Source organism: Salinimicrobium sediminilitoris, assembly GCF_020866905.1.
Lineage (GTDB): Bacteria > Bacteroidota > Bacteroidia > Flavobacteriales > Flavobacteriaceae > Salinimicrobium > Salinimicrobium sediminilitoris.
In genome coordinates this window covers 594,211-620,302 of record NZ_JAIVCC010000002.1, presented here as the reverse complement: position 1 = coordinate 620,302, position 26,092 = coordinate 594,211, and the positions used below count along the sequence as shown (strand labels likewise).

At 40.0% G+C, this 26,092-nt stretch carries 32 protein-coding genes and 1 tRNA gene; 18 read left to right on the top strand and 15 right to left on the bottom strand.

What is annotated here, in order from left to right:
* Nucleotides 1–81: 81 nt before the first annotated feature.
* The 4 genes from LA313_RS04600 to LA313_RS04585 are packed head-to-tail and all read left to right on the top strand — an operon-like array spanning nucleotide 82 to nucleotide 2,105.
* The gene (locus tag LA313_RS04600) at nucleotides 82–597 is read left to right on the top strand and encodes an RNA polymerase sigma factor (protein ID WP_228913492.1); all 516 of its coding nucleotides are present in this window, start codon (nucleotides 82–84) and stop codon (nucleotides 595–597) included.
* Nucleotides 578–1,030 (top strand): hypothetical protein, encoded by a 453-nt coding sequence (locus LA313_RS04595; RefSeq protein WP_228913491.1) that lies wholly within the window; start codon nucleotides 578–580, stop codon nucleotides 1,028–1,030. The genes LA313_RS04600 and LA313_RS04595 overlap by 20 nt, the downstream gene beginning before the upstream one ends.
* Before the next feature lie 15 nt (nucleotides 1,031–1,045).
* Nucleotides 1,046–1,570 carry a DUF4252 domain-containing protein gene (locus tag LA313_RS04590; protein WP_228913490.1) on the top strand — a complete coding sequence of 175 codons (525 nt, stop codon included), beginning with the start codon at nucleotides 1,046–1,048 and terminating at the stop codon, nucleotides 1,568–1,570.
* Nucleotide 1,571: 1 nt separating this feature from the next.
* A complete protein-coding gene (locus tag LA313_RS04585) occupies nucleotides 1,572–2,105 on the top strand; it encodes a DUF4252 domain-containing protein (protein ID WP_228913489.1) in 534 nt (177 codons plus the stop codon).
* Between the two features lie 58 nt (nucleotides 2,106–2,163).
* On the opposite strand, the gene purB is transcribed toward LA313_RS04585, so the two are convergent.
* Both purB and LA313_RS04575 read right to left on the bottom strand, forming a co-directional pair.
* Nucleotides 2,164–3,501 carry an adenylosuccinate lyase gene (purB, locus tag LA313_RS04580; protein ID WP_228913488.1) on the bottom strand — a complete coding sequence of 446 codons (1,338 nt, stop codon included), beginning with the start codon at nucleotides 3,499–3,501 and terminating at the stop codon, nucleotides 2,164–2,166.
* A gap of 74 nt (nucleotides 3,502–3,575) precedes the next feature.
* A complete protein-coding gene (locus tag LA313_RS04575; RefSeq protein ID WP_228913487.1) occupies nucleotides 3,576–4,262 on the bottom strand; it encodes an SIR2 family NAD-dependent protein deacylase in 687 nt (228 codons plus the stop codon).
* A 120-nt stretch (nucleotides 4,263–4,382) separates the two neighbouring features.
* On the opposite strand from LA313_RS04575, the gene LA313_RS04570 reads away from it, so the two are divergent.
* The gene (locus tag LA313_RS04570; protein ID WP_228913486.1) at nucleotides 4,383–5,039 is read left to right on the top strand and encodes a TrmH family RNA methyltransferase; all 657 of its coding nucleotides are present in this window, start codon (nucleotides 4,383–4,385) and stop codon (nucleotides 5,037–5,039) included.
* 35 nt (nucleotides 5,040–5,074) lie between these two features.
* Nucleotides 5,075–5,602 (top strand): SRPBCC family protein, encoded by a 528-nt coding sequence (locus tag LA313_RS04565; protein ID WP_228913485.1) that lies wholly within the window; start codon nucleotides 5,075–5,077, stop codon nucleotides 5,600–5,602.
* An 81-nt stretch (nucleotides 5,603–5,683) separates the two neighbouring features.
* On the opposite strand, the gene LA313_RS04560 is transcribed toward LA313_RS04565, so the two are convergent.
* Genes LA313_RS04560 through rlmH form a run of 4 tightly spaced genes read right to left on the bottom strand, consistent with a single transcriptional unit; the run spans nucleotide 5,684 to nucleotide 9,449 of the window.
* Nucleotides 5,684–6,439, bottom strand: a complete 756-nt coding sequence (locus tag LA313_RS04560) for a carboxypeptidase-like regulatory domain-containing protein (protein ID WP_228913484.1) — start codon at nucleotides 6,437–6,439, stop codon at nucleotides 5,684–5,686.
* A 59-nt stretch (nucleotides 6,440–6,498) separates the two neighbouring features.
* The gene (locus LA313_RS04555; RefSeq protein WP_228913483.1) at nucleotides 6,499–8,331 is read right to left on the bottom strand and encodes a DEAD/DEAH box helicase; all 1,833 of its coding nucleotides are present in this window, start codon (nucleotides 8,329–8,331) and stop codon (nucleotides 6,499–6,501) included.
* A 50-nt stretch (nucleotides 8,332–8,381) separates the two neighbouring features.
* Nucleotides 8,382–8,969, bottom strand: a complete 588-nt coding sequence (locus LA313_RS04550; RefSeq protein ID WP_228913482.1) for a non-canonical purine NTP diphosphatase — start codon at nucleotides 8,967–8,969, stop codon at nucleotides 8,382–8,384.
* Between the two features lie 6 nt (nucleotides 8,970–8,975).
* A complete protein-coding gene (gene rlmH / locus LA313_RS04545) occupies nucleotides 8,976–9,449 on the bottom strand; it encodes a 23S rRNA (pseudouridine(1915)-N(3))-methyltransferase RlmH (protein WP_228913481.1) in 474 nt (157 codons plus the stop codon).
* A 50-nt stretch (nucleotides 9,450–9,499) separates the two neighbouring features.
* Between rlmH and nadC the strand changes: the two genes are divergently transcribed.
* The 4 genes from nadC (at nucleotide 9,500) to priA (ending at nucleotide 14,423) form a co-directional block, all read left to right on the top strand.
* A complete protein-coding gene (gene nadC / locus LA313_RS04540) occupies nucleotides 9,500–10,357 on the top strand; it encodes a carboxylating nicotinate-nucleotide diphosphorylase (protein WP_228913480.1) in 858 nt (285 codons plus the stop codon).
* Nucleotides 10,358–10,360: 3 nt separating this feature from the next.
* Complete coding sequence (locus LA313_RS04535; protein WP_228913479.1) at nucleotides 10,361–11,281, top strand: YihY/virulence factor BrkB family protein; 921 nt, start codon at nucleotides 10,361–10,363, stop codon at nucleotides 11,279–11,281.
* 29 nt (nucleotides 11,282–11,310) lie between these two features.
* Nucleotides 11,311–11,874 carry a chalcone isomerase family protein gene (locus tag LA313_RS04530; RefSeq protein WP_228913478.1) on the top strand — a complete coding sequence of 188 codons (564 nt, stop codon included), beginning with the start codon at nucleotides 11,311–11,313 and terminating at the stop codon, nucleotides 11,872–11,874.
* Between the two features lie 95 nt (nucleotides 11,875–11,969).
* A complete protein-coding gene (gene priA / locus LA313_RS04525; RefSeq protein ID WP_228913477.1) occupies nucleotides 11,970–14,423 on the top strand; it encodes a replication restart helicase PriA in 2,454 nt (817 codons plus the stop codon).
* Here the strand turns inward: priA and LA313_RS04520 are convergent.
* Nucleotides 14,417–15,127 (bottom strand): LytR/AlgR family response regulator transcription factor, encoded by a 711-nt coding sequence (locus tag LA313_RS04520; RefSeq protein ID WP_228913476.1) that lies wholly within the window; start codon nucleotides 15,125–15,127, stop codon nucleotides 14,417–14,419. The genes priA and LA313_RS04520 overlap by 7 nt on opposite strands.
* Before the next feature lie 164 nt (nucleotides 15,128–15,291).
* On the opposite strand from LA313_RS04520, the gene rpsF reads away from it, so the two are divergent.
* The 4 genes from rpsF to LA313_RS04500 all read left to right on the top strand — a co-directional run bounded on the left by rpsF (nucleotide 15,292) and on the right by LA313_RS04500 (nucleotide 17,130).
* Nucleotides 15,292–15,630, top strand: coding sequence for a 30S ribosomal protein S6 (gene rpsF, locus LA313_RS04515; protein WP_029036470.1), 339 nt, complete (start codon nucleotides 15,292–15,294; stop codon nucleotides 15,628–15,630).
* Nucleotides 15,631–15,633: 3 nt separating this feature from the next.
* Complete coding sequence (gene rpsR, locus LA313_RS04510; RefSeq protein WP_037324607.1) at nucleotides 15,634–15,930, top strand: 30S ribosomal protein S18; 297 nt, start codon at nucleotides 15,634–15,636, stop codon at nucleotides 15,928–15,930.
* A gap of 12 nt (nucleotides 15,931–15,942) precedes the next feature.
* Entirely contained in the window at nucleotides 15,943–16,392 is a 450-nt protein-coding gene (gene rplI / locus LA313_RS04505; protein ID WP_228913475.1) for a 50S ribosomal protein L9, read from the top strand.
* 264 nt (nucleotides 16,393–16,656) lie between these two features.
* Nucleotides 16,657–17,130, top strand: coding sequence for a DUF6495 family protein (locus tag LA313_RS04500; protein WP_228913474.1), 474 nt, complete (start codon nucleotides 16,657–16,659; stop codon nucleotides 17,128–17,130).
* Nucleotides 17,131–17,249: 119 nt separating this feature from the next.
* Here the strand turns inward: LA313_RS04500 and LA313_RS04495 are convergent, their stop codons facing one another.
* Nucleotides 17,250–18,488: an ABC transporter permease gene (locus LA313_RS04495; RefSeq protein ID WP_228913473.1), complete on the bottom strand. Its 1,239-nt coding sequence runs from the start codon at nucleotides 18,486–18,488 to the stop codon at nucleotides 17,250–17,252.
* Nucleotides 18,489–18,613: 125 nt separating this feature from the next.
* Between LA313_RS04495 and hisS the strand changes: the two genes are divergently transcribed.
* A complete protein-coding gene (hisS, locus tag LA313_RS04490) occupies nucleotides 18,614–19,987 on the top strand; it encodes a histidine--tRNA ligase (protein ID WP_228913472.1) in 1,374 nt (457 codons plus the stop codon).
* A gap of 62 nt (nucleotides 19,988–20,049) precedes the next feature.
* On the opposite strand, the gene hemG is transcribed toward hisS, so the two are convergent.
* Nucleotides 20,050–20,616 carry a menaquinone-dependent protoporphyrinogen IX dehydrogenase gene (gene hemG, locus LA313_RS04485; RefSeq protein WP_228913471.1) on the bottom strand — a complete coding sequence of 189 codons (567 nt, stop codon included), beginning with the start codon at nucleotides 20,614–20,616 and terminating at the stop codon, nucleotides 20,050–20,052.
* Nucleotides 20,617–20,893: 277 nt separating this feature from the next.
* Between hemG and LA313_RS04480 the strand changes: the two genes are divergently transcribed.
* Entirely contained in the window at nucleotides 20,894–21,526 is a 633-nt protein-coding gene (locus LA313_RS04480; protein ID WP_228913470.1) for a hypothetical protein, read from the top strand.
* A gap of 29 nt (nucleotides 21,527–21,555) precedes the next feature.
* On the opposite strand, the gene LA313_RS04475 is transcribed toward LA313_RS04480, so the two are convergent.
* From LA313_RS04475 to LA313_RS04455, 5 genes are all read right to left on the bottom strand, one after another.
* Nucleotides 21,556–22,491, bottom strand: coding sequence for an aldo/keto reductase (locus LA313_RS04475; RefSeq protein WP_228913469.1), 936 nt, complete (start codon nucleotides 22,489–22,491; stop codon nucleotides 21,556–21,558).
* Between the two features lie 215 nt (nucleotides 22,492–22,706).
* Complete coding sequence (locus LA313_RS04470) at nucleotides 22,707–23,114, bottom strand: hypothetical protein (RefSeq protein WP_228913468.1); 408 nt, start codon at nucleotides 23,112–23,114, stop codon at nucleotides 22,707–22,709.
* Between the two features lie 96 nt (nucleotides 23,115–23,210).
* Nucleotides 23,211–23,507 (bottom strand): hypothetical protein, encoded by a 297-nt coding sequence (locus LA313_RS04465; protein WP_228913467.1) that lies wholly within the window; start codon nucleotides 23,505–23,507, stop codon nucleotides 23,211–23,213.
* An 18-nt stretch (nucleotides 23,508–23,525) separates the two neighbouring features.
* Nucleotides 23,526–23,663: a hypothetical protein gene (locus tag LA313_RS04460; protein WP_228913466.1), complete on the bottom strand. Its 138-nt coding sequence runs from the start codon at nucleotides 23,661–23,663 to the stop codon at nucleotides 23,526–23,528.
* 312 nt (nucleotides 23,664–23,975) lie between these two features.
* Nucleotides 23,976–24,049: transfer RNA gene (locus LA313_RS04455), tRNA-Met, on the bottom strand.
* Nucleotides 24,050–24,216: 167 nt separating this feature from the next.
* On the opposite strand from LA313_RS04455, the gene LA313_RS04450 reads away from it, so the two are divergent.
* Together LA313_RS04450 and LA313_RS04445 are read left to right on the top strand one after the other, a co-directional pair.
* On the top strand, nucleotides 24,217–24,603 hold the full coding sequence (locus LA313_RS04450) for an START-like domain-containing protein (RefSeq protein WP_228913465.1): 387 nt from the start codon (nucleotides 24,217–24,219) through the stop codon (nucleotides 24,601–24,603).
* Between the two features lie 49 nt (nucleotides 24,604–24,652).
* The gene (locus LA313_RS04445) at nucleotides 24,653–25,498 is read left to right on the top strand and encodes an aminotransferase class IV (protein WP_228913464.1); all 846 of its coding nucleotides are present in this window, start codon (nucleotides 24,653–24,655) and stop codon (nucleotides 25,496–25,498) included.
* Here the strand turns inward: LA313_RS04445 and LA313_RS04440 are convergent.
* Nucleotides 25,495–26,055, bottom strand: coding sequence for a YqgE/AlgH family protein (locus tag LA313_RS04440; RefSeq protein ID WP_228913463.1), 561 nt, complete (start codon nucleotides 26,053–26,055; stop codon nucleotides 25,495–25,497). The genes LA313_RS04445 and LA313_RS04440 overlap by 4 nt on opposite strands.
* Nucleotides 26,056–26,092 lie beyond the last annotated feature (37 nt).

Here is a 26,092-nt window from a genome sequence, read left to right as displayed (position 1 = left end):
TTCAAATAACTGGTAACAAAATTGTTTTGTAACCGTCGTAAAGGAAAGGGGCAGTAAAAAGCTTCGTCCAACCAAACCAAAATGAAACAGCATACTTTCATAAGCCTCATGAAACCGGTGCAGGACAAGATGTACAGACTTGCCTTAAGGTTACTTGTTTCCAAAGAGGCCGCCGAAGATGCAACCCAGGAGGTGATATTAAAACTGTGGAGCCGAAAGGAGCAGTTAAGTTCTTACAATAATCTGGAAGCATTTGCCATGACGGTCACCAAAAACCATTGTCTCGACCAGCTCAAGCTAAAACAGAACAATAACCTTAGGATCGTTCACAGCAATTACGAATGCGGCGAATCATCCCTGCAACACAAGGTTGAGGTCCAGGATGATCTTAACTGGGTCCAAAAGATCATTGCAGGATTACCGGAGCAACAAAAGATTCTTATTCAACTAAGGGAGGTTGAGCAGTATGAGTACGAGGAGATCGCCAAAATGACCCAAATGAACGAAACAGCCATACGGGTGGCATTAAGCAGAGCCCGCAAAAAAATAAAAGAAGAAATGATTAAAAGACATCGTTATGGAATCGCAAATAATTGAAAAATTACTCGATCGCTACTTCGAAGCCGAGACCACAGGAGCCGAGGAAGACAGGTTAAAGGCCTACTTCAACTCGGGAGAGGTAGCGCCTCATTTGCAACAGTACATTCCAATGTTCTGTTACTTTGAGCAGGCAAAAACCGAACACTTCAGCAAAGAGGTCTCCTTTACTCCTAAAGCCGTAAAATTTTCGGCTGCTAAAAGGAAAGTATATTCCTGGGTGGCAATAGCAGCTTCCATAGCGATCCTCATGGGAATTGTGGTACAGCAGGAAAATCAGGTTAGTGAGTTTGGCACCTATGAAGATCCCGAACTGGCCATGCAAAAAACCCTTGAGGCTTTAGAAATGGTCTCCGTGTACATGAATTCGGGGACAGAGGACCTGGGCTACATTGAAGAATTCAATAATACTAAAGATAAAATTGTAAAATAATTAAAATTAGAAACCATGAAAAAGTTAACCTTAGCCTTATTGGCACTTATATTACCCTTTCTTGCAAATGCTCAGAGTTTTGACAAGTACGAGAGCATGAAAGAAGTAGATGCGGTAGTAGTAACGAGCAAGATGTTCAAGTTACTCACTAAAATTGACCTTAATGCCGATGATCCTGAAACCCAGGCGTACATTGACCTAATCGAGAATCTTCAGGAAATGAAAGTTCTCTCCACCACAAAAGAAGATATTCGTCAACAAATGGCTTTAGATGTTGCTTCCTATATTAAAAAAGGTAGCATGCAAGAACTTATGAGAGTTTCTGAAGATGGAAAAAATGTAAGGTTCTACTATAAGCCGGGTAAAAATGATGATTACGTGAGCCAGTTGTTCATGTTCATGGAAGGTGAGGAAAAGGACAAGCCAATGTCTGTTATTCTTAACATAACCGGGGAAATCAACCTTTCGCAAGTATCAAGACTGGCAAATGATTTCAAGATACCGGGGGGGAAGGAATTGGAAAAAGTAGAAGTGAATTAAGATGAAAAAAGTACTCATAATAATGGTGCTACTAAGCCTGGGGGTTGTTTCATGTGACAATGAAACTACCCTGCAGGAATTTTATGTGGAGCACCAAAACGACAACCAGTATTTGGCCTTTGATATCCCTGCCAGCCTTTTAACAGGGGATAATTCTGCCCTTAATGCTGAACAAAAGGCCACTTTAGAGACCATTAAAAAAGTGAATGTTCTTGGATTTCCTTTAAAAGAGGAGAATAAAGAAGCTTATGAAACCGAAAAGGAAAGACTAACTTCCATTTTAAAAGCCGACAAGTACAAACAGCTTATGCGCTATGGTGGAGGCAATCGTAAAGCCGAGCTTTATTACCTGGGAGAGGAAGATGCTATAGATGAATTGATCGTCTTTGGAAGTGATGACGAAAAAGGCTTCGGAATTGCACGGGTGACCGGCAATGACATGGATCCTGAAGCTATGATAAGACTCCTCAAGTCTTTTGAAAAAGGAGATCTTAATGTAGCCGGTCTTCCCGATTTGGACGGCTTTCTGGATTAAGAGCAAAGTAGAATAAACAATGAACCTCAAAAATGGCATTTTTGAGGTTCTTTGTTTTTTAGATTCCGGTGTAATTCTGCGGAGTGATTTGTCGCAGCTCCTGTTTTATCTCTTCAGAAACATCCAGGTGTTTTATAAAATCAGAAATGCTTTCCCGGTTGATCTTTTCATTTGTTCGGGTGAGGCCTTTTAAAGCTTCGTAGGGATTAGGATAACCTTCCCTTCTAAGAATTGTCTGGATAGCTTCGGCCACTACTGCCCAGTTCTTTTCCAGGTCTTCATTTAGTTTAGCTTCATTCAGCAGAAGTTTGTTTAGACCTTTAAGGGTAGAAGAAAAACCTATTAAGGTGTGGCCAAATGGTACTCCAATGGTGCGCAATACTGTACTATCTGTAAGATCGCGCTGTAAACGACTTACCGGTAGCTTTGCCGAAAGGTGTTCAAAAAGGGCATTTGCAATACCTAAATTCCCTTCACTGTTTTCAAAGTCTATAGGGTTCACTTTATGCGGCATAGCCGAAGAACCCACTTCTCCTTTTTTGATCTTTTGTTTAAAATAATCCATGGATACGTAAGACCAAATATCCTTATCCAAATCCAGGATGATAGTATTGATACGCTTTAGAGCATCAAAAAGAGAAGCCATATGATCGTAATGCTCAATTTGGGTTGTGGGAAATGAATGATAAAGACCAAGAGAGCCTTCAACAAAATCCTTCCCAAAGCTTTTCCAGTTAACATCGGGATAGGCCACTTTATGTGCATTGAAATTTCCTGTAGCTCCGCCAAACTTGGCTGCGTTTGGAATATCCTGAAGGAATTTCATCTGTTCTTTCAGTCTTACCACAAAAACTTTTATTTCTTTTCCAAGGCGGGTAGGAGAGGCCGGCTGGCCATGAGTCCTTGCAAGCATTGGGATATCTTTCCAGTCTACCGAGAGTTGCTCTAGTTTTTCAAGCAGTTCCTCAAGGGCAGGGCTATAAACCTCTTCCATTGCTTCTTTGATACTTAGAGGCACTGCGGTATTATTGATATCCTGAGAGGTAAGGCCAAAGTGAATGAATTCCTTGTAGGAGGCGAGGTCAAGAGCATCAAACTTGTCCTTTATAAAATATTCTACCGCCTTAACGTCGTGGTTGGTGGTTTTTTCAATTTCTTTGATCTTCAAGGCATCTTCGCTCGAAAAATCGATATAGATCTTCCTTAGACCCTGGAATTTTGATTCTGAAATGTCTTTTAGCTGAGGGAGCCCGTGCTCGACCAAAGAAATAAAATATTCAATTTCTACCCGTACTCTATATTTTATGAGGGCCTGTTCACTAAAGTAATCTACCAGTTGCTGAGTTTTGGAAGAATACCTGCCATCTATGGGAGATATTGCCTGAAGAGAGGTCATGAAATGCAGTTAAAAATTAAGGGTTAAAGATACATTTTCGGGCCCAATGGTAAAAAGTATTTGTTCTTTTAGTTTCACTCCGCTTTTTCCAGCAATTCCTGCACCAGCCTTGGAACTCCTGTAGATGCATTTTCAGCAAAGACTTGGAGGTGGCGGGTTTCCTTAACAGAGGGTTTGGGATCTATAAAATATACAGGAATATCTTCGGGGGCATAATAGAGGAGGCCTGCAGCAGGATAGACCTGCATTGAGGTCCCAATGATCATGAGAATATCGGCTTTTCGGGTGATCTCCATCGCCGGTTCCATCATAGGAACTTCTTCTCCAAACCACACTACATGTGGTCTTAACTGGTGGTTGTGTTCGCAAAAGTCTCCTGCGTTGAGATCATTTTCCCAGTCAAGCACCAGGTTTTCATTAAAAGTACTGCGTACTTTTTTAAGTTCCCCATGAAGATGAATGACATTTTTACTACCTGCCCGCTCGTGCAGGTCGTCCACATTTTGAGTAATTATGTGCACCTTGTATTGTTCTTCAAGATCTTTAAGCGCTTTGTGGGCAGCATTAGGTTTGACTTGATTTAGCTGCCGTCTTCTTTTGTTGTAAAAGTCAAGCACCAGTTCCTGGTTGCGTTCCCAGCCAATTGGAGAAGCAACTTCCATTACGTCGTGGCCTTCCCAGAGACCGTCTGCGTCCCTAAAGGTGCTAATTCCGCTTTCTGCACTTATTCCGGCGCCGGTGAGCACCACTACCTTTTTCATTTTTGATGGATTTTAATTTTAAAAAATAAGCAGATTTCTTCAGAAATCATAATGGTATAGACGACTTTTATTACCTCTCAAAAAGGGTAAATTCAGGGAGGTTTTCCTAATTTCGCTGCCATGGAAGAGAACCTTCAATTATTATCCTACCTGGAATCCTTTCTTACAGATAAGAGAAAAGAACTTTTCAGGAAGATTATTGGGCAGCGCACCAATCATTTTACAGTTGCCACCCAGGATGTTTACCAGCTTCACAACACCAGTGCAGTGATTCGCAGTTGCGACGTCTTTGGAATACAAAATGTGCATGTAGTGGAGGAGGTGAACCTTAAAAAGATTGACAGGGAGATCGCGATGGGAGCCCAGAAATGGGTCGATATAAATCGTTATACTTCAACTGCGGATTGTATTAAAACGCTTCGGAAGAAAGGCTACAAAATTGTAGCGACTTCCCCTCATAAAGGAACTTTGCTTCATAATTTCGACATTTCAAATAAGGCTGCTTTGTTCTTTGGTACCGAAACAGAAGGATTATCGCAAGAGGTAATGCAGGAGGCCGATGAGTTTCTACAGATCCCAATGGTAGGTTTTACCGAGAGCTTGAATATTTCGGTTTCTGCAGCTATTATCCTTCAGGATGTTAGCTCAAGATTGAGGAATAGTGATATAAAATGGGAACTTTCAGAAGAGGAACAAATTCTTAAGAGGTTAGACTGGGCTAAAAAGAATTTAAAAAATTCGACCGAAATTATTGCCCGTTTCGAGGCATCACGATAAATTTATTTACATTTAGGTCCCTATAGTTAAAGAATATGACCCTTTTCTTTTATGTCATTATTGGCATTATCACCTTTGTAGCATTCTTACATGCATGGGCAAAGAAGGAATACAACCTAAGCCGCACTGTGGTGATCAACCGACCAAAAGCCGAAGTTTACGCCTTCATTCGACAGCTTAAAAAACAACCCTTGTGGATGCCCTGGTACCTAAATGACCCAAAGGTGGTGATCAAATTTAAAGGGGAAGACGGGAAAGTTGGAGCTACTTCCTATTGGAAAGGGAAAAATAATATTGAAGGAATACAAAAGATCGTCAAAGTCAAAGAAGGGAAGGTGCTGGAAACCCAGTTATTGTTTATAAAACCCTACAAATCCCTGTCACTTAATTATATGGCGGTAAAAGAACTGGAGCCGGAACGTACAAAGATGGTATGGGGCGTCAAAGGGGTGCATAAATTTCCCGCATCGGTGGTGATGCTTTTCTACGGAATGGAGCGTGCTTTAGGTGATGATTTTGAAAGGGGACTTTATAATCTTAAGAATCACCTGGAAAAGAAATAGGTTTATCCTGAAGCTTATCTGCTACACATAAAAAAAATGCCGCAAATTCTCATTTTCGGCACCTTATTTTTTCAGTTTCTTTTATCTATTGAGAACTTTATATTCTTCATAGCAGCCACTCATGGCATCGAGGATCTGCAGGTCATTGGCAGTATTAATAAAGTCGGTTGAATAGTTACAGCGCCTTAGCACTTCGTCTATATCCATCCTGTTAATACCTAATACAGCCATTAATGTTTGCCGGTCAAATTTGCTCTGCAAGAGGTTCCTTATCTCGTCATCCTGCTTCATTTCCCTTAGCTTCTTCATTTGCTTTGGCTGCTGCCCAAAGATGTTGTAAAGGGCATCTGCCGGATTAAACACTGCGCCTAAGGCCCTCGAAATGGCATTTGGACTGTGTTCCCCGCCTTCATATCCCTGGTTTAAACCGGAAATGCTATAGCGGTAATTCTCGTAAATAGGAATATTCTTGGCGTCAATTTCCAGGTAGCCCGTTAATTGAATTGGGCTCACCACAACTTCTTCAAGAGCAATTCCCAGCTCGGTCATCTTCACTTTCACTTCCCCAAACTTAAGCCAGTCGTTGGTAACTCTCACCCGTATGGATTTAAAACCCAGATAAGAAAAATACAGCGTATCATTTACCTCTGCTTTAATTTCAAAATTTCCTTCTTCTCCCGAAACTGCACCAATTACCTGATTAAGATTGACAATGTGTGCATTTTCTATGGGCAGGTCATTTGCCGCATTAAGAACCTTCCCTGTCACCACAGTTGGTTCCTGGCTAAAAGCCAGGAAGCTAAAAAGTAAAAACAGGGGGATTAAAAATTTCTTCATGTTGTGATCTAAGCTACTCACATACTTAGGGAAAACTGTACCAAAAATGTCTTAAAGGATTACTTTTTTGATCTTCTTCTTTTAATAGAACTTTCAATGCTGCTGCTGCGGCCACCGCTCTTCTTTCCCTCGCGTCCGCCGGTTCCTGAGTCAGATGATCTTCTTTTCCCGCCTGAAGGAGAACCTGAAGATCTTCTACGACCTTTATCTGCTCCTTTTGAGGATTTGTCAAAGCTTTGGCTTCCCTTGTCTTTTCCTTTAAATCCTCCACCTTTGCGACCACCGCTACGTTCCTTACCGGCGCTCTTTTTGGTAATCTCAACGTTAATGTGACGTCCATTATGTTTAAAGTCCTGGAAAATTCTAATTACTTCTTCAGCTTTTGAGCTGTCGACATTAAAGAAGGAGAAGCTGTCTTTTACTTCAACACGGTTCACATCATCTCTTCCAAGATCCAAAGTGGCCTTAAGGAAATCCTTCAGACTCATCCAATCGAAATCGTCTTTTGCTCCAACGTTTATAAAGAACCTTGTGCTGTCGCCTTCATCTTCATAAACTTCAGTAGAACCTTTTGCATTTAGATCCTGGGCGTTATTGTAGTAATTGAAGAACCTTGTGAATTCAACTGAAAAGAATTTTTTCAGCAATTCCTCCTTAGTAAGTCCTTCAAAGAGTTCTGCTATACTTGGTAAGTATTTATCGATCTCGTGATTAATCTCAGTTTTGCTGATCTCATTGGCAAGGTGAAAAAGCTGCACTTCGCAGATCTCTCTACCATCAGGAATTTCTTTTCTTTCAAAAGACTGACCAATAATTCGCTCAATTCCCTTGATCTTTCGGGCTTCACTTTTGGAAACAATAACCATGGAAACTCCGCTTTTTCCGGCTCTTCCGGTACGACCACTACGGTGAGTATAAGTTTCAATTTCATCGGGAAGTTGATAGTTAATCACGTGAGTGATATCATCAACATCGATTCCGCGGGCAGCAACATCTGTAGCTACCAGCATCTGGATCTGTCTTCCCCTAAAGCTTTTCATCACCAGGTCACGTTGGTTCTGGCTCAGGTCACCGTGGAGTGCTGCAGCGTTGTATCCATCTTCGATCAACTGCTCGGCAACTTTCTGGGTGTCGCGTTTGGTACGACAAAAGATCACAGAGAAAATATCTGGATTGGCATCTGCCAGTCTTTTCAATGCCGCATAACGGTCACGGGCATTAACGACAAAGTACTCGTGGGAAACATTGGATGTTCCCATGTTCTTGGTACCCACAGTGATCTCAATGGGAGTACGCATAAATTTCTTTGCAATGGTAGAAACCTCCTTTGGCATAGTAGCCGAAAACAACCAGGTGCTCTTTTCTCTTGGGGTGTGAGAAAGGATTTCGGTAATGTCTTCATAGAATCCCATGTTCAGCATTTCATCTGCCTCATCAAGGATACAATACTCGATCGCCGAAATATCTACCAGTTTTCTATTCACCATGTCCTGCATACGACCCGGAGTGGCAACAATGATCTGCGCTCCTTTTTTAATCTGCGAAGCCTGGTCTGTAATACTGGCACCCCCGTAGATCGCTACGGTATTAAGGCCCTTAAAATATTTTGAGTAGTTCTTTAATTCGTTGGTAATCTGTAAACACAACTCTCGGGTTGGAGAAAGAATAAGGCCCTGTGTCTTTCTGTTGTTTACATCAATCTTTTGGATAAGCGGAAATCCAAATGCTGCGGTTTTTCCGGTTCCGGTTTGTGCAAGGGCTACCATATCTGTATCCTCCTGCAGTAAAATTGGGATTGCTTTTTCCTGTACTTCACTAGGGCTTTCAAAACCCATGTCTTTAATTGCCTGTAACAAGGCGTCATTCAATCCTAATAATTCAAATTTATTCATACATATCTAATAAGTTGCAAAGGTAAGGATTAGTTAGCAGCTTATTACATTTAAATTTGTTCACCTTGAGAGGTCAGGAAGTCAATAAGTTCGCGGGTTGCACGTGCGCGATGACTAATTTGAGATTTTTCTTCCAGGCTCATTTCGGCAAATGTCACCTGTTTTCCTTCGGCTTGAAAGACAGGATCATAGCCAAATCCCTGTAATCCCTTCCTCTCAAAAATGATACTTCCGGAGCAAATTCCGGTAAAGGTGTGGAGCTTACCTTTAAGATGAAGCGCAATTACAGTTTTAAAACGGGCACTGCGATCTTCTTTTCCTTCTAGCTCCTTCAATAGCTTATCAATATTGGCCTCGCTGCTTTTTTCTTCCCCTGCATACCTGGCCGAATATACCCCGGGAGCACCGTTCAAGGCATTAACCTCCAGGCCGGTATCATCGGCAAAACAATCGTAACCGTAATTTTTCTTCACATATTCGGCTTTTTGAATGGCATTGCCTTCAATAGTGGGTGCAGTTTCGGGAATGTCTTCGGTACAACCGATCTCCTCAAGCGAAAGCAGCCTTATTTCCTTCGGAAGTAATGCCTGTACTTCCTTTAATTTATTTTTATTATTGGTAGCGAATACTAATTCCATGATAAATTATTTGTGATGGTAAGGTTCATTCCGAAGAATTGTAAAAGCCCTGTAAAGCTGCTCAACAAAGAACAACCTGACCATTTGGTGTGAAAATGTCATTTTTGAGAGGGATAATTTCCCATTTGCCCGGGAGTAAACTTCTTCTGAAAAGCCATAGGGGCCGCCAATGATAAAGATGAGTTGCTTCATCCCGCTGTTCAGCCTCTTCTGGATGTATTCAGAAAAACCTTCAGAGGAAAACTGCTTTCCGTTCTCATCCAGCAGTACTACAAAGTCTGAAGGAGAAAGCTTTTCAACAATGAGCTTTCCTTCCGCAGTTTTTTGCTGGTCAAGAGAAAGGTTTTTCGTCTTTTTAAGATCGGGGATGACCTCAAGTTCAAATTTGTTGTAATGTCCAAGCCTGTTGACGTAGGTGTCGATGAGGTTTTGTAGGGCGGCATCATCGGTTTTCCCTATTGTCAGCAATTTTATGGTCATGATGAGATTTATATGTTTACTTTGTAACTTTAGCAAAAATAGGCACTGCAATGATTTCAAAAGAACAATTTGAAAAGGAAATTGAAATAATAATTGAAAATGCGTTAAGAGAAGACATAGGAGACGGGGACCACAGCTCCCTTGCCTGCATTCCCGGTAATGCCCGGGGCAAGGCTAAACTATTGGTGAAGGATACAGGTATTCTTGCCGGTGTCGATTTTGCACGAAGGGTTTTTGAAAAGGTGGATCCCGAAATGAAGATAGACGTCCAGATCCCGGACGGTAGCCGAATTAAACCCAGAGATATTGTTTTCTACGTGGAAGGGTCTTCACAGTCGATCCTAAAAGCCGAAAGGCTGGTGTTGAACGCTATGCAGCGTATGAGTGCCATAGCCACCAAAACCAGGACTTTTGCCGAAAAGCTTGAAGGCACCGGCACCAAGATCCTGGATACCAGGAAAACCACTCCCGGAATTCGTGCCCTGGAAAAATGGGCTGTAAAAATAGGGGGAGGAGAAAACCATCGTTTTGCCCTTTACGATATGATCATGCTTAAGGACAATCATATAGACTTTGCAGGAGGCATAGAAAAAGCAATAGCCAAAACCCATAAATACCTTACAGATAATAAGCTGAATCTAAAGATCATCGTGGAAGCCAGGAATATCCATGAGATAAAACAGATCCTGAACGCGGGTGGAGTAGACCGGATCTTACTGGACAACTTTAACTATGATGAAACCCGTGAGGCAGTGAAGCTGATCGACAAACGCTGCGAAACCGAATCCAGCGGGGGAATAACCCTGGAAACAGCCAGGAAGTATGCCGAATGCGGAGTCGATTTTATCTCCAGTGGAGCACTAACACATTCAGTTTATAACCTGGACCTTAGTTTAAAGGCCGTTTAATACATGAGCAACGGCGAGAAAACAACTACAAGAAAAAAGGAAGGTTTCACCCATTGGTGGACAAGCCGGGCAAAAAATATTATCCTGCCCGGGTTTGAAGGGCTTTCCCTTTATGATTTGTACATTATTTTTTACGCCGGGTTGGTTAAGGGAACATTTTCGGCAAGAGCGAGCGCCATTTCTTTCAGCTTTTTCATGGCTCTCTTTCCTTTTTTGCTATTTATTCTTAACCTCATTCCCTTTATAAATTTTATTGACGATTTCCAGCTGGAATTTTTGGCTTTTATTGACTCTTTGCTTCCGCCGGAAACCAGCGAATTCTTCAATGACATTTTTTATGATATCGCAGCACGCAAAAGGGGAGGTCTTCTTTCTATAGTTTTTTTGCTGTCCATTTTTCTTATGGCAAATGGCGTAAATGCGGTGTTTACGGGTTTTGAGTTCTCATATCATACCAAAAAAAACCGCTCAATAATTAGGCAATACATTATAGCTGTGGGGGTTTCTTTAATCCTGGCCCTCTTATTGCTGATAACAGTAGTAGTATGGGTATATCTCACTTATTTAACCGAAGATCTTAAAATGCTTCAGGTTGTGAATGATGCGGTGATGTGGGCAAATTTGGGGAGGTATATCATTTTTACAATAATGATCTATTTGGCCGTAGCCACCTTATATTATTTCGGGACCAAAGAGAGCCGGTTAAGTCGGTTCTTTTCAATAGGAGCTTTCTTTTGTACGATCTTTATTTTATTGAATACTTATTTATTCGGGCTGTATATTGAAAACTTTTCTGCTTATAACGAATTGTATGGTTCAATTGGGGCATTATTGATCTTAATGTTCTATATATGGATTAATTCTAATATATTGTTGCTCGGTTTTGAACTCAATGCTTCCTTCATGAAGCTTAAAAGAAAATGAAAATATTATTTAATTTAAAAACTCAAATTATGAAGAACCTGCTTTTATTATTAATGGCTGTTGTGGTTTCCTCTACAGCGGTAGCGCAGAAAAAAGTTGGAGGAGTAACTCTTCCTGCAACTCAAACGTTTCAAAATCACAACCTGCAGCTCAATGGGGCAGGAGTGAGAGAGAAATTATGGATTGACCTCTATGCTGCCGGACTTTACCTGGATCAAAAGAATCAAAACGCCCAGGAGATACTTAATGCAGATAAACCTATGGCCATAAAACTTCATATTGTTTCTAAATTGATCACCAGTGATAAAATGGTAGAGGCAGTGACCGAAGGTTTTGAGAATTCCACTAATGGAAATACTGCACCAATACAGGATGAGATCAACCAGCTTTTAGGCTTTTTTAGAGAAGACATTCAAAAAAATGACATTTTTGATTTGGTTTACCTTCCAAATAAAGGAGTTGTGGCATTTAAGAACGGGAAAGAACGTGGCGTGGTGACTGGGAAGGACTTCAAAAAAGCCCTTTTTGGCATCTGGTTGTCCAACAGGCCTGCAGATGATGGTCTAAGAGATGATCTCTTGGCTCCTAACTAATATTTGTATTACAAACTTTAATAAACCATTCTTCTGGAATGGTTTATTTTTTTGTCCTAAATCCTGCTATTTTTGCTTAAAACCCGGGCTTCAAAATGTCATTTTTTATCAATGTAATTTTACCGCTTCCACTGGAGAAGCATTTTACCTACAGTGTTTCTCTAGATGAGGCTCAATTCCTAAAGCCCGGAATGCGCGTAGCAGTTCCTTTCGGAAAATCAAAGATCTACACAGGAATTGTATCTGAAGTTCACCAAATTCCTCCGTCGGTTTATGAAGCTAAGCCCATTGAGCAGATCCTGGACAAAGCTCCTGTAGTTACTGAAACTCAGCTGAAGTTCTGGAGCTGGATAGCGTCCTATTATATGTGTGCTGAAGGGGAAGTGCTTCGCGCAGCTATTCCCAGTGCTTTTCTTTTGGAGAGTGAAACCATTGTGCAGTTGCTTAACGGAGTACAGGTAAATGATGAGGAATTGACCGATGATGAATTCCTGCTTTATGAAGCCCTGCAGGCGCAATCCTCTTTAAAGATCAATGAAATAATTCAGCTGCTGGACAAAAAAACAGTGCTTCCGGTGATCAATTCTCTCGTAGAGAAGAATATTGTAGTTGTTAACCAGGAGATATTTGAGCAGTACAAGCCGAAGATTGAACGTTATGTAAGACTTCATGAAAGATTTTCCGAGGAAGGACCTATGCACGAATTGCTTGATCAACTTAACCGTGCACCTAAACAAAGAGAGGTGATTTTTACCCTTTTTGGAATGGCTGGAAAGGGGAAGGCTTCAGTGAAGATTTCAGAATTAACAAAAAAGAGGGGGGCTTCGCCCGGAGTGATCAAATCTCTTATTGATAAAAATATACTTGAGGAATTGAAAATCGAAACCTCAAGATTTAATCCCGACCTGGAAGAAATTTCCGGGAGAGTGCATCTCAATGAGCACCAACAGCAGGCTTTACAGGAGATCGAAACCTCCTTCGAGACTCAGGATGTTTGTTTGCTTCACGGAATTACCTCTTCGGGTAAAACCGAGATTTACGTAGAGCTTATCGAAAAAGCCATTTCCCAGGGGAAACAGGTGTTGTACCTCCTTCCGGAAATTGCCCTTACCGCTCAGCTTATTGCGAGACTTCAGAATTATTTTGGGGAACAGGTGCTCATTTACCACAGTAAATATTCTGTGAATGAAAGGGTAGAGGTCTATCAAAATGTACTTCGGAACAAAGAAAATGCGCGGATTGTGATTGGCGTGCGTTCGAGTATTTTTCTTCCTTTTCATGATTTGGGATTAATTATAGTAGATGAGGAACACGAATCCACTTTTAAACAATATGATCCTGCGCCCAGGTATCATGCCCGGGATGTTGCCGTAGTATTAGGGAAGATGCAAGAAGCCAAAGTCCTGTTAGGTTCTGCGACCCCTTCCCTGGAATCTTATTTTAATGCCGATCATTCTAAATACGGGCTGGTTAATCTCGATCGCCGGTATGGAGATGTGCTCTTACCCGAAATTGAAATTGTGGATATAAAGGAAAAGCACCGTAAGAAACGTATGACGGGGCATTTCTCAGATAGACTTTTGGAGGAGATCAAAGAAACCCTGAGTAATAATGAGCAGGTTATTTTATTTCAAAACCGGCGTGGCTTTAGTCCCATCCTGGAATGCAATACCTGCGGGCATTCGCCACAATGTCCCAATTGTGATGTTAGTCTTACTTTTCACAGCCATAACAACCAATTGCGCTGTCATTACTGTGGTTATCATATGGCAATGCAACAAAAATGTATGGCCTGCGATAGTGTGGAGCTTTCCACAAAAGGCTTTGGAACCGAAAAGGTGGAAACAGAACTTAAAGCCCTCTTTCCGGAACATCATATTGGGAGAATGGACCTTGATACCACGCGTGGTAAACATGGATATGAGAAAATAATTTCGGCATTCGAAAATGAGGAAATAGATATCCTGGTGGGAACGCAAATGGTCACTAAAGGTCTTGATTTCAGAAATGTTCGGCTGGTGGGAATAATGAACGCCGATAACCTGCTTAACTTCCCCGACTTTAGGGCGCATGAGCGAAGTTTTCAATTAATGCTGCAGGTAGCAGGCCGTGCAGGACGAACAGAGAAAAGAGGGCTGGTGCTTATCCAGACCTATAATCCTCATCATCAAATTGTGCAGCAGGTTTCTACCAACAGTTATCATGAAATGTACAGGGAACAGCTTGAAGAAAGACGTAACTATAAGTATCCACCATTTTACAGACTTATAAGGATCACCCTTAAGGGCAGGGATTACAGCAGAGTAAACGAGGGAGCCGATTGGCTTGCCATTTCTTTAAAAAATACTTTCAGGGAAAATATTTTGGGACCGGAATTTCCGCCGGTTGCGAGAATAAGGAATGAATACTATAAGAATATTCTTATAAAAATTCCGCAGGGACAATCTTTATCTAAAACAAAAGATCTTATTGGCAGAATCCTTCAAAGCTTTAAAGCAATTGGAGCTTACAGGGGAGTAAAGACAGTAATAAATGTTGATCCTTATTGATTGGCAGCAAGTGCTTCAATAAGATTGGATTTTTTGTGTCGGCTTAGCGGAATTTGTTGCTTGTCGATCTCTATATTTCTGCTGTTATAGCGTTCTATCTTGTCGAGATTAACAATGTAGGATTTATGGATCCTTAAAAATTTGTTTGATGGTAATTGGTTCTCAAAAGACTTCATGGTAGCTAAAACTACAAAATTATCTTTCTCGGTAACAAATTTAACATAATCCCCAAGAGCTTCAATATACTTAAGCTTGTTAAGAAAAACCTTACGGTTCTTCAGGTTGCTTTTTACAAAGATATAATTGTCATCTTCTGGTGGAGCACCATCGTGTTTAAGGCGATAAAGGTTGATAGCTTTAGAAACTGCATTGAGGAACCGGTCTTTTGAGATAGGCTTATGCAAATAGTCTACAGCATCATAGTCAAAGGCCTTGAAAGCGTACTTTGTCTTACCGGTTACAAAGATGATCTGTGGTTTATTGGGAAGATCATCTAACAGGTCAAACCCTGAAAGAATAGGCATTTCTATGTCAAGAAAGATAAGATCTACTTCGGTATCGAGTAGGCCATTCTTGGTTTCGATGGCATTGTTATATTCGGCCACGAGTTTGAGATTGGAATGATCTTTTATGAGCCTGACAATAGATAGTCTTTGCAAGCTGGAATCATCAACGACCGCACATTTGAGTATAACTTCTTCCACTTATAATCGGTTAGTATTAGCAATAATAGATAAAAAAAATCATAAAAAAAAGAAAAAATGGATTTCATCGATTAATAAAGACAGTTTGACTATAAGGTTTCTATTTTGTAATATTAAAGAATAGTGTTACTTTTGCAGCCAATTTAATTTAAAGTAAATTTTTTATGAATCATTATGAAACTGTTTTCATCTTGAATCCCGTTTTATCTGACGACCAGATAAAGGAAACAGTTAAGAAATACGAAGATTTTCTTGTTTCTAACGGTGCCGAGATGATATCAAAAGAGAACTGGGGGCTAAAAAAATTAGCATATCCAATTCAGCACAAAAAAAGTGGTTTTTACCACCTTTTTGAATTCACCGCTCCTGGTGAGGCAATTAACCCACTTGAGGTAGAATTCAGAAGAGATGAGCGCATGATGCGTTACCTAACTGTAAAGTTGGATAAGCATGCTGTTGCCTGGGCTGAGAAGAGAAGAAACAGAAACAAAGAAAAAGCGTAAGGTATGTCATCAATTGAACAACAAGCTAAAGGAAAGAAAGATGGAGAGATCAGGTATCTTACTCCTCTAAATATTGAGACCAGCAAGACAAAGAAATACTGTCGTTTTAAAAGATCCGGGATCAAGTACATTGACTACAAGGATCCAGATTTCTTAATGAGCTTCGTAAACGAACAGGGGAAATTATTACCTCGTCGTTTAACCGGAACTTCTTTGAAATATCAGAGAAAAGTGGCTGTTGCCGTTAAACGTGCACGTCATTTAGCATTAATGCCTTATGTTGGCGATTTACTAAAATAAAAAGAGGCTATTATGGAATTGATACTAAAGAAAGACGTTGAGAAGTTAGGATTTAAGGATGATGTTGTTTCGGTAAAACCGGGATACGGTAGAAATTTTCTTATTCCTCAAGGTGCTGCTGTATTGGCAACTCCTTCTGCGAAAAAAGTTTTGGATGAAACTTTGAAGCAACGTTCTTATAAAGAGAAAAAGCAAGTCGATGAAGCAAAAGCACAGGCTGCGAAACTTCAGGATATTGATATTAAACTTACTGCTAAAGCAGGTGCCGGTGATAAGATCTATGGATCTGTAACCGATGCCGATCTTGCACAGGCTCTTTCTAAAGAAGGAGTAGAAATAGACAAAAAATATATCTCTATTGCAGGTGGTAACATCAAACGTTTAGGTCAGTATGACGCTACTTTGCGTTTTCACCGTGAAGTTGTTACAAACTATGCATTTGAAGTTGTAGCAGAAGCTTAATCGCTGAACAAATTTTATAAAAGCCTGCTTCTAACGGAGTGGGCTTTTTTATTTTTTATTTTAAATCGAATATTTTTTATTGAGTAAGAGTAGGCAGTCTTTAGTAATGAATTAATAGTGGATATTTTGACTCCTAAATTTTCGTTTTGCCCCAGCCCTAAAGGGAGCCGAAGATTTAATTAAAACAATTTTTTACTCGCAATCCGCAACCCGCAACCTGAAGCCCAACTAAACATTATTCCTTAAAAATTAAACCTTAGAAAATTGAAGTACGCTAGATTAACAAAAGAACAGTTTGAAGAACTTCAGCAGGAGTTCATTAATTTCCTGGCATCCCAGTCAATTACTGCAGATGAATGGCAGGATATAAAGATCAATAAACCTGAAGTTGCAGAACAGGAACTTGATGTTTTTAGTGATCTTGTATGGGAGGGGGTTCTCAACAAGGCAGAATTTTTAGAGCATTTTTCCCCGAACCAGATCTACCTCTTCAAAATAACCGAATTGACAATTAATCTTATCGCTGTAGAAGTGAAAAATGACGCAATAGACGTTACCACCCGTCATGGCTATGCCTGGTTACAGCAAAACCTAATGGATGACAGGGTAAACCTGTATACTTCCTCAAAAAACATAAGTGACGACCGCAATAAAGATATATTTGCGCTAATCCAGCAGGGGGCTGTGATCACTAAAGGGGAGTTGTATGGCTTTTTTGAAAAGCATTTGAACCTCTAAGTCTACCTTAATTCAAGTTTAAGTGTTGTCTTTTGTAGGCAAATTAAAACCTACAATAGTCAACCTTGAAAAGAGGTGCAACTGCCTACTTACTGCTGCGCACTGCTAGTTCGTTCGTTCTATTCGTATCGTAACGATTCGATAGGATCCTGCTTCGCCGCCTTTGCTGCAGGATAACTCCCGGCCAAAACTGCTACAATAAGAGTAATTGCAGTAGCCCATATAATTGCCATCCACGGAGTAGTAAAGTCAAATCCTACAGAAGTAGAGACTGCCAGGCCTATTAAGATCCCAAGGATAATTCCTATCACACCACCCATTTGGCCAATGATAAATGTTTCCATAAAAAATTGCATGGCAATGGTATTTTTCTTCGCACCCATAGCTTTTCGCACTCCTATCTCCCGGGTCCTTTCACTTACCGAAACCAGCATTATGTTCATTAGGGCGATAGAGGATCCAAAAATGGTAATTATCGATATTACCCATGCGGCAATATTAAGGTATTGAGTAATAGAAAAAATTCGATTAAGCAGGTCATCGCTTTTTGCAATTCCAAAATTGTTTTCTTCCACAGGATTTAGTCCGCGAACGTTCCTAAAGGTAATGATAGCTTCGTCCTGGGCGCCTTCAAGCATTTCCTGGTTCTCTACACGTACACTCAGATCGTAATTGATATTGGGATTGGTGAACATCGAACGGGCAACCTGGATTGGAATCAGAACCCTGAGATCCTGATTGTTCCCAAAAGTTGACCCCTTTGATTCCAGGACTCCAATGACCCTGAATTTCACTCCCCGAATGGAAATAGTTCTGTCCAGAGGTTCAAGTCCTTCCAGAATTCCACTTTTAACATCACCACCAATAATTGCTACATTATTATTGTTCTCAATATCAAAAATGCTGAAGTCACGTCCCTCTTCAATACTAAGTCCCGAGTTACTTACGTAATTTTCATTCACTCCCAGGACACTGGCTTCAGGATCTGTTTTTTCGCTTTCGTATTTTAGTTCGGCTCTTGAGGTTCCGGTAAAGGAAATAGCAACCTTTGTTTGAGGATACTCGTAATTATCCTTGAACTGCTTGACTTCTCTATAACTTATTACCGGATTCACCTTCTCTCTTTCTCCACCATTCACCCTTATCTGGGAATCATAACGCTGTAAATTAAAGGTATTGGTGCCCATAGAAGCAAAATCACTTGTTATGGTATTCTCAAGTGCGGCAACAGCGCTTAAGATCCCTACAAGTGCAGTTATTCCTATAGCTATGATCATTACCGTAAGTACAGTTCTTAGTACCTGACTCTTAATGGAAAAGAAGGCGATACGAACATTTTCTTTAAAAAGTGGAAACATGCGAAAGTTTCAGTTTGAAGGTTAGACGCATTTCATTGGCTGTTGTTACACAAACTCTGTATAAATCCTCTCCCCGGGTTCTTTTTATTTTTCAGATATTTGTGCCTTAAAGAACAAGACTAAAAATGGCGCAAAAACCTTCAATTCCCAAAGGTACCCGGGACTTTTCTCCTTCCGAAGTAGCAAAACGTAATTTTATTATTCAATCCATAAAAGAACAGTTCGAAAAATTCGGATTTCAACCCATTGAGACTCCAAGTTTTGAGAACAGTGAAACCCTAATGGGGAAGTACGGGGAAGAAGGTGACAGGCTTATATTTAAGATCCTTAATTCAGGAGATTTTTTAAGAAAGGTTGATGAGCAGGCTTATAAAGGTAAAGATAGCCTAAAGATCACCTCTTCAATTAGCGAAAAGGCCTTAAGATATGATCTTACCGTGCCTTTTGCACGCTATGTTGTCCAGCACAGAAATGAGTTAGAATTTCCTTTTAAACGTTACCAGATCCAGCCGGTATGGCGTGCAGACAGGCCTCAAAAAGGGCGTTTTAGAGAGTTCTTTCAGTGCGATGCCGATGTTGTTGGCAGCGATAGCCTTTGGCAGGAAGTGGAGTTCGTGCAGTTGTATGATGCTGTCTTTACATCATTAGGCTTGGAAGGGGTGACAATTAAAATGAACAACCGTAAGGTGCTTTCAGGGTTTGCTGAGGTCATTGGAGAGTCCGATAAGCTCATAGATTTCACTGTAGCCCTTGATAAGCTTGATAAAATAGGCGAAGAAGGCGTTGAAAAGGAAATGGGGGAGAAAGGGATCTCTTCGGAAGCAATCCAAAAAATTAGAAAGGTTTTCGGACTTAAAGGAACTTTTTCTGAAAAAATAGAGGTCTTGAAAGACATTTTAGCAACCTCTGAAATTGGAACAAAAGGGATCGAGGAGCTGGAATTCATCAACAGTGCCATACAGGAATTAGGACTTTCTACTGCAAATCTTGATCTTGACGTGACGCTTGCCCGCGGACTTAACTACTATACAGGAGCCATTTTTGAAGTCTCAGCGCCCGAAGGCGTGGCAATGGGTTCTATTGGCGGCGGCGGTCGCTACGATGATCTAACAGGCATCTTTGGAATGAGCGGCGTGAGCGGAGTGGGTATTTCTTTTGGTCTTGATCGTATCTACCTGGTACTTGAAGAGCTCAACCTCTTCCCGAAGACTGTGGCACGAAATATTAAGGCGTTATTCATAAACTTCGGAAATAAAGAAAGCCTGTACTGTCTTAAAGCGGTAAAGGAATTACGTTCTGCCGGAGTTGCTGCTGAACTTTATCCTGAAGAGGCCAAAATGAAAAAGCAAATGAATCACGCCAACAAAAGGGATATTCCTTTTGTAATACTGGCCGGGGCTGAAGAAATAGAAAATAAAAAATTTACCCTAAAGAATATGAAGAGCGGAGAACAACAGGCTGTTTCGCTTGAAAATTTGATATCAATATTAGAAAAGTAGTCAGGACCGCAATATTGAATTAAAATTCTTGTCAGCCTTTCCTTCAGGAGGATTTGTTAAGATCAGACTGTTGTCTCCTGTAAGGAATTGGACCTGTTTTTATTTTCAAGGCGGTTGATGTTTTCAGCGAATGCTTTAACTCGTTCCCAATTGGTGTATTCTATAGGTTTTTCTGTTTTGGTTGGGCCGTTGGTAAATTTCATGATGGCCTTGATCATTAATCTATCCAAAAACCTGTACTTTTTATAGTCGAGACTTCCGGCGAAAACGCCTGTAAGATCGGGTTTCCAGTCAATGGATTTCATTAATTTAATGAGGTATGGATTTGTTTCAGGAAGATTCTTGTCAGCTTTTCGCGCAACAAGATTTACCGAAAAGAAGGCGCTGTTTATCTTTTCCAGCTCTTGCCGGTTAACTTTTATAAATCTTTCAACGACTTCGTTGTGTTTCCCGTACCGTATGCTGGCGCCAATGATAATGGTATGATAACTGGAAATTTCTTCATAAAATTTATCAATGGAATAAAGGTGGATTTTTGAATGGGGATGTTCAAGGTGGTTGGCCAAATATTCACAAATTTTTTTGGTCTGCCCATCAACTGTCGAGTATAATATGGCAATAGGTTTCATAATCTTAATTAAAGCCGGGAAATAATTTCCATTAATTTTTTAAGACCAACTTGTCGTAAAATGTGGGTTATGCGGTTGCTTAACATTACTTATTTACGACCTTTTAAAGGTACGAAATGCATCAAAATAATTTTCAGCAAAATAGAAGAATTGTAGGTGTGGACACATTCTTAAATAGCAGGATTTTTTGCTAAAAATTGCCTTTTCTGACGGGCAATAAAAAAGCTTGGTGAATTTTAAAGTTTTGTTAAATTAGTGGTTCTAACCATTGACCACTATGAAGACTTTTTCATTCTTAGCCCTTTTTCTCGGATTTGGGATTACGCTCTCTGCTCAAACCCGTGCAATAACCGATACAGGCCAGGAGGTCGTCCTTTACAGTAACGGCACCTATGCTTATGTAAATGAAGAAGATGCTGCTGCAGTTGACATACCCACCAGTCCCAAGACCTTTACTAAAACCGAAAATGCTTCATTTCTTTTGAAAAGTAAGAAAGTGAATGTAGGCTTTTGGCTGGATCCAAAGCTGTGGTCATTTGGTGAATCAAAGGAAAATCCAGATGCCGAATATGAAGTGGTACTCAAGGGAGAAGACCTTTACGGAGTGATCATTACTGAAAAGATTGAAGTACCTCTGGAAACTCTAAAAAATGTGGCCATTGAAAATGCACGCCAAATTGCTCCCGATATTAAAGTGAAAGAGCAGGAGTATCGCATGGTAAATGGGGAGAAAGTGCTTTATCTTAGACTTGATGGTACTATGGATGGAATGAAAATTTCCTATTCTGGGTATTTTTACTCCAATTCTACAGGCACCGTTCAATTTATAACTTTTACTTCACAGAATTTGGTGGAAGAATATCGTGAGGTAAGTCAGCAGTTAATAAATGGGCTTGTAAAACTCAGCTAGGTTTCGTTTACAAACAGTTTTTGATTCGTTTATTCACTTAACCTATTCATCTCCTGGGGGGATAATTTCATATTAACTGCTTCCTCAAAAGCATTTAGGTGACTTTCTTCGGTTGCACTGGCAATGGGTGCGGTTACTGCCGGTTGCTGCATTAGCCATCGCAAGGCTACAGCAGCATTTGATACCTGGTGAGCTTTAGAAATTTCATCAAGGGTTTTTAATTTATTCAAACCTTTATCGTTGAAATATTTCTTGACCATTTCTTCCCGGGCACCTTCCAAATCCTCTTTCTTGCGATATTTCCCTGTGAGAAAGCCACTTGCTAAAGAAAAATAGGTAATCACTGCAAGATTATTTTCTTCGGCGAGGGGTTTATATTGCCCTTCAAATTTCTCCTTTTCAACAAGGTTGTATTCAGGCTGAATTACCTCGTATTTTGGCAGATCATTTTGATTTGCTGCTTTTAAAGAAGCCGAAATTCTTTCCGGGGACAAGTTGGAAGCTCCAATGTGACCCACTTTACCTTGTTTGATGAGCTGCTCATATGCCTCCAGGGTTTCTTCTACAGGTGTGTTTTCATTATCCCAGTGAGTAAAATATAGGTCGATATGATCTGTTTGCAGGCGTCGCAGGGAATCTTCAGCAGCTTTTAAAATATATTTTTTTGAAATATCTCTTCCTTCTTTTCCCGGATTGGAACCGACTTTGGTAGCAAGAAAGATTTCATCCCTGTTGCCCCTTTCTTTGAGCCATTTTCCAATGATGGTTTCGCTTTCTCCGCCGTGGTTGCCGGGAGCCCAATGAGAGTAAGAATCGGCGGTATCTATGGAGTTGAATCCTTTCTCAAAGATCTTGTCCAGCATCCTGAAAGATTCTTTTTCATCGAGGGTCCAGCCAAAGACATTCCCTCCAAAGACTATGGGGGCGATTTCGAGACCGGTAGATCCAAGAGGTTTTTTTAGCATATCAACAGATTTTAAATTTTTTAATGATAACAGGAAATGAAGCTATGATGAATTGGTGGAAAAAACATTTCAGAAAATAGCATTTTTGAAGATGCCTTCCGGAAGTTGTTAAACACTATTTCCGGGTCATAGGAACTTTCAATTTAATTTAATTCAACCCTTCTCTCAAAACAGTTTTCTCCTGAGAAGATATTGTTTTCTTTTGCCGGCCTAAATTATTTACCCGAACCAGAACTACTTTGAAGATTGGTTCTTTTAGCTTCCTCTTCAAGTAATCGTATATACCTGTCAAACTGTGGTTGGGTAAGAATATCCCGGATTTCCCGGGTTTCTAATATTTTGAGGTCCTTTAGTCTATTGAGTTTTTCTTCTTCTTCAGGAATATTTGCATTAAATACCTCTTCTCGTTTTATATCAAACTCCACAAACTTTTTTTGCAAAAGAAGGGCTTGCTTTGCTGTCAGGGAAAGTTCATCATCCCACTTATCAACTCTATCCTTTGCCGCTATTTCTATTTCTTCATGGGGTTTGTTCTGCGTGATATCCTGAGCGGACCCAAGTGTTGTAAAAAGGAAAGTAAAAGTTAAGCCTAATATTAACTGCATTGTTTTTATATTCTTCATGATAATTATTTTTGGGTTTGGGAAATTATTATTTTAAAATCGCTCCGGGTGGTTAAAGTTCCTCCATCCCACGAAACTCTTTGTTCACTTTGTTTTCTATTCCAGGTATCCTTTCTCCCGAATGATCACCGAATCCAGTGCTTCCTTTAGATAAGTAAGCGCCAAATCCTTTTGCTCTTCAGAATTTTTATTTGTTTCTCCATTTTTAAGGTCTGTTGCAATGTCAAAACTCTTAGAGGTCCAGTTGATCTCCTGCTGGTCATCAATTTTGCTCAATTGACTGGTGGTCTTGTTTAAGAGTTGCATTAACTCCTCTACAAAACCGTCATTTTTTACCTTAAGCTTTTCCACTTTGGCCCTTATGTCCTCAAGTTCATGAATTTTTCCTTTCATGTTTTTCAATTGAAATGATTAACCATTATTCTCAATTCGCCCTTTTTTGGTTCCTTCTATATTTTCCCCGGTATCGACTTCTGTTTCATCACCGCATGAGTAGAGAGCAACCAATATCCCTGCAAATGCTAACATCAATAATTTTTTTTTCATCATTACATTAATATTCCTTCAGAAGAAATCTGCTTCCGAAGAATTCATTGATCTGAAAATTTACTCGTATGGGTTATCCGTACTTTTCAGAAAAGGCAAATTCTTCAGTAAATCCTGGTTGCGCCGAAGAAGATGTCCGCATGTTTTAAATTTAATTGATACATCGGCCTATAACAAGAAGTTTAAGAAAGAATTAGGTGGATAATAATATAAGGTTAACAGGGAGAGTGGGTTAGTAGGCAATCAACACAGACAAAGGAAGAAAATGGTGTATCTGAAATAAAAAAAGCCGGAAAAAATTTCCGGCTTTTTTTGTAGCGAGAACGAGATTTGAACTCGTGACCTCCGGGTTATGAATCCGACGCTCTAACCAACTGAGCTACCTCGCCATTTACTAAAATTTACAGGACCAGTAAGGGTTATGCTTTCTTTTAGCGGGTGCAAATATAAAAACAATTTGGGTTGCCGCAAACTATCTTTTCGGAATTATTTAAAATGATTTCTTTTTAGGTTTATAATTAATATTTATATTGCCCGAAACTAACAATTTCGAAGAATGGACGATAAGATAAAGTATGAAATGGAGTTTCCAATCCAGGCTTCCCCTTCTTTACTCTACAACTATATTGCAACCCCCTCGGGTTTAAGTGAATGGTATGCAGATAATGTGAACTCACGCGGAGAATTATTTACATTTATATGGAACGGCAGTGAAGAAAAAGCGAAACTACTCAGTAAAAAATCTGGGGAACGTGTTAAATTTCGCTGGCTGGCCGATGAGGATACCCAGTATTTTTTCGAAATACGTATTCAGGTAGATGAGATCACCAAAGATGTCTCTATTATGATAACCGATTTTGCTGAAGAAGATGAGATAGATGAAGGAAAAATGCTGTGGGAAAATATGATCTCAGACCTGAAACAAGTACTGGGTTCAGTTTAAAAATCCTTTATAAAATAGTACATTTGCCCGTTTTTAAACGGGTTTTTTTATGACTAACATTAATGGACAATTGTTCGAAAAAGATGAGGCTTCCCTTTCAATTGCAAACCGCGGTTTTGCCTATGGTGATGCAGTTTTTGAAACTATAAGGGTGGTCAATGGGCGGATCATTTTTTGGGAAGATCACTACTTCAGGTTAATGGCTTCCATGCGAATCATGAGAATGGAAATTCCGCTAACTTTTTCTCCGGAATTTCTGGAAGCCGAAATTCTGCAGATTGTTCGGGAAAATGACCTTTTTGACACTCAGGCTCGCGTAAAGTTTATTGTTTCACGCAAACCCGGAGGTTTGTATACGCCCGAAACTAATGAGATAGATTATTTAATTACTTCTGAAGCCCTTGCAGATGCTTTCTACCTGTTCAAGGAGGACTTTTATGAAGTAGAACTCTTCAAAGATCATTATGTCACTGCAGGTCTGCTTTCAACCTTAAAGACCAATAATCGCGCAGTGAATATACTTGCAGGGATTTATGCAAAGGAAAATGAATATCATAATTGTTTGTTGCTCAACGAACAAAAAAATGTGGTTGAGGCCCTTAATAGCAATCTTTTCCTTGTGGTTGATAAAGTAATAAAAACTCCGCCTCTTAAGGATGGATGCATAAAGGGAATTACTCGCGGAAAAATACTCGAGATTGTTAAGAAAATGCCCGAGTTCAAAATAGAGGAGGCCTCGATTTCTCCTTTTGAATTACAAAAGGCAGATGAGATGTTCATTAGTAATGTGGTCATGGGAATACAGCCGGTGAAAAAATACCGCAAAAAAGAATTCACGTCAGAAGTTGCAAAAACACTACTTGGCAGACTTAATACCTTGGCAAGGCTGAGTTAATTGTAAGAAGGATTTTCTGGAGCGTTTGACCAAATGACATAGTTGCCTCCCAATTGCATCATTTTATCTTTCCAGAAGGTTCTTGGTTTTCGGTTCAAAATGTCTTTGTGATCGTGATTTTCGGCCACTATCCAGGAGTGAGCGTGTAGTTCTTCATTAAGTTGATCAAATTCCCAACCCGAATATCCCAGGAAGAACTTGATCTCGTTTTCGCTTATGAGATCTTCTTTAATAAGTTCTTTAACAGCTTCAAAATTTCCACCCCAATAAATACCGCTGGCTATCTCAATACTGTCTGGAATGAGATCGGGTATTTTATGAATGAAGTAAAGATTATCCTGTTCTACAGGTCCGCCATTGTAAACCTTAAAATTTCTTGAAATGTCTGGCAGGAGATCTTTGAGAGTAAAATCAAGCTGCTTATTAAGAATAAACCCTACAGAGCCATTCTCGGTATGATCTGCGATGAGCACAACCGATCTGTTAAAGGAAAGATCCCCGGTGATGGTAGGCTCCGCAATGAGAAGTAATCCTTTTGCAGGTTTAAGTGTAGTCATTCGTCAATAGTTTCTCCAATCTATTAATTAAATTTAT